The organism is Patescibacteria group bacterium (assembly GCA_041650995.1).
Classification (GTDB): domain Bacteria; phylum Patescibacteriota; class Patescibacteriia; order XYB2-FULL-38-15; family XYB2-FULL-38-15; genus JAHIRI01.
This window is the reverse complement of the sequence record JBAZJZ010000010.1, coordinates 1-2,607: the sequence shown is the minus strand read 5'-3', so window position 1 is coordinate 2,607 and position 2,607 is coordinate 1. Positions and strand designations below refer to the sequence as shown.

Here is a 2,607-nt window from a genome sequence, read left to right as displayed (position 1 = left end):
GAAATAAAATAAAAAACACTTGCTTGCCATGTTTCTTTATTTTTTGTTTTCTTTTTCTAAATGTTTTTTCAGTTTCAGCCAATAGTTTGCCGGATGCAGATAATGACGGTGTTCCCGACCAGGATGAAATAGAAATTTATAAAACTAATCCAAATTTGGCTGACACGGATGGAGATGGTTATAGCGACTGGCAGGAGTTAAATACGGGTTATTCCCCGTTAAATCCAAAAAGAATAAAACTGGAAGACAGCGATTATGATGGCGATGGTTTGTCTGACAGAATGGAATTGAATTTTCACACGGATTTAACAAATCCCGATACGGATGGCGATGGTTATTCAGACGGTGATGAAATAAAAGGCGGTTTTAATCCTTTAGCCGGCGATGGCGCAAAATTAGATAAAAGAATAGAAGTAAACACGCGAGCGCAGGTTTTGAGCTATTTTCTAGGAGGAGTAAAGCTCGGTAGTTTCATTGTTTCGACTGGCAAGGCCAGTATGCCGACGCCCAAGGGACATTTTACAATTTATAACAAATTTCCCAAGGCCTGGTCGTCAAGCTATGGTCTTTGGATGCCGTATTGGATGGGAATGGAATATGGTAAATTCGGCATTCATGAATTGCCAGTTTGGCCGAATGGCTATAAGGAAGGTGAAAATCATTTAGGAACTGCCGTTTCGCATGGTTGTATTCGATTGGGAACTGGTCCGGCTGAATTTATGTATAATTGGGCTGAAGTCGGCACGCCAGTGTTTATTTATTAACAATTTATATTGTCATTCTGAGTCCCGAAGCCTCGGGGCGAAGAATCCCGAGAACAACGGTCTGTTCATGAATTATGAATAACCAGAAACCACGGGATCCTTCTCCGCCGACTGGCGGATCAGGATGACACTAAATATATGATATATTCAAAAAAAGTATTGAATCATTTTAAAAATCCCCACAATCAGGGTGTGATTAAAAATGCGGATGCGGTGGGAAAAGTTGGCAACCCAGGCTGCGGAGATGTGATGAAAATTTATTTAAAAATTAAAAATAATAAAATAGAAGATATAAAATTTGAAACTTTAGGCTGCGCCGCCGCGATTGCCGTGTCTTCAGCTTTGACTGATATGGTGAAAGGCAAAACCATTGAACAATCTTTAAAAGTCACTAAAGATAAAATTGTGAAAGATTTAGGAGGGTTGCCGCCGGTAAAAATTCATTGTTCAATGCTCGGAGTTGAAGCTTTACACGAAGCAATTAAAAGTTATGAATTAAAAAATAAGAAATAAATATATGGCAGAAGCAAAAATTTTAATGAGAGGCTATACTTCAGCGGAAGAAGTGGAAACGACAGGGGAAGAAAGGACCTGCCCAACCATTACTTTGGTCAGAGATAATGGCGTGACGATTGTTGTTGACCCGGGAGTTTTGAGAAATCAAGATGATTTGAAGGACAGATTAAGGGAAGATGGTTTGAGTACTGATGATATCAATTATGTTTTTTTGACTCATTCCCATCTTGATCATTATCGCAATACCGGCATGTTTGCTAAAGCAAAAGTTATAGAGTATTTCGGCGTTTGGGACGGCAATAAGTGTGATGATTGGCGGGAAGATTTTAGCGAGGATATTAAAATTATAAAAACGCCCGGCCACGATGCCACTTCTCTTACCCTTCTGGTTGAAACGGAAAAGGGGATAGTGGCGATTTGCGGAGATGTTTTCTGGAAAGAAAATTATCCCGAGAATGATCCCTACGCTTCTGATCCGGTTAAATTGGCTGAGAGCCGGAAAAAAGTTTTGGAATTAGCTGATTTTGTGATTCCTGGGCATGGAGCAATGTTTAAAGTTAAAAAGTAAAAATAATAAATAATATGAAAAAAGAAACAAAAAATATAGAATCTAAGATTAAAAAAGTTATAGAAAAAATCCGGCCATCTTTACAGGCTGATGGCGGGGATATCAAGTTTATCGGCTGGTATCCGGAGACCGGAATTGTGCAGGTGCAATTGGTCGGCCATTGCGCGCATTGCCACATGTCGCAGATAACTTTGAAGCAAGGAGTAGAAGTGGAAATTAAAAAAGTCGTTCCAGAAGTAAAGGAAGTGATTAACGCATAAAAATATGAAAATATATTTCGATCATAGCGCTACCACGCCGGTAGACAAAAAAGTTTTAAAAGAGATGACGCCGTATTTCGGAGAGAAATTCGGCAATCCTTCTTCCATTCATGGTTTTGGCCAGGAGGTTATGGCTGGCGTTGATAAGGCCAGAGAACAGATGGCTTCCTTTTTGAATTGCGAGCCAGGAGAAGTTGTGTTTACTTCTGGAGCGACCGAATCTGATAATTTGGCTTTATTTGGGCTGATTAAGGCCTTGAAAAGTCAAGGAGTGAAAAATCCTCATGTTATTACGACTTTAATTGAACATGACGCCGTGCTTGCGCCTTGCTTGGAAATGGAAAAAAACGGCGTAGAGATTACTTTTTTGCCAGTTAAGCCTAACGGAGTGGTGGATTTAGAAAAATTAAAAAAAGCGATAAAAGAAAATACGGTTTTAATTTCTATAATGTATGTGAACAGCGAGGTCGGCAGTATTCAGCCGATTAGAGAGATCGGA

At 39.6% G+C, this 2,607-nt stretch carries 5 protein-coding genes; all 5 read left to right on the top strand.

Going from position 1 to position 2,607, the window contains the following annotated elements; genetic code table 11:
• A partial coding sequence (locus WC445_05025) for a L,D-transpeptidase family protein (protein MFA5129284.1) occupies nucleotides 1–764 on the top strand: 764 nt, incomplete at its 5' end.
• 138 nt (nucleotides 765–902) lie between these two features.
• Entirely contained in the window at nucleotides 903–1,277 is a 375-nt protein-coding gene (locus WC445_05020; protein ID MFA5129283.1) for an iron-sulfur cluster assembly scaffold protein, read from the top strand.
• A gap of 4 nt (nucleotides 1,278–1,281) precedes the next feature.
• On the top strand, nucleotides 1,282–1,848 hold the full coding sequence (locus WC445_05015; protein MFA5129282.1) for an MBL fold metallo-hydrolase: 567 nt from the start codon (nucleotides 1,282–1,284) through the stop codon (nucleotides 1,846–1,848).
• Between the two features lie 14 nt (nucleotides 1,849–1,862).
• Nucleotides 1,863–2,108, top strand: coding sequence for a NifU family protein (locus WC445_05010; protein ID MFA5129281.1), 246 nt, complete (start codon nucleotides 1,863–1,865; stop codon nucleotides 2,106–2,108).
• A 4-nt stretch (nucleotides 2,109–2,112) separates the two neighbouring features.
• The coding region (locus WC445_05005) for an aminotransferase class V-fold PLP-dependent enzyme (GenBank protein MFA5129280.1) at nucleotides 2,113–2,607 on the top strand (495 nt) is incomplete at its 3' end.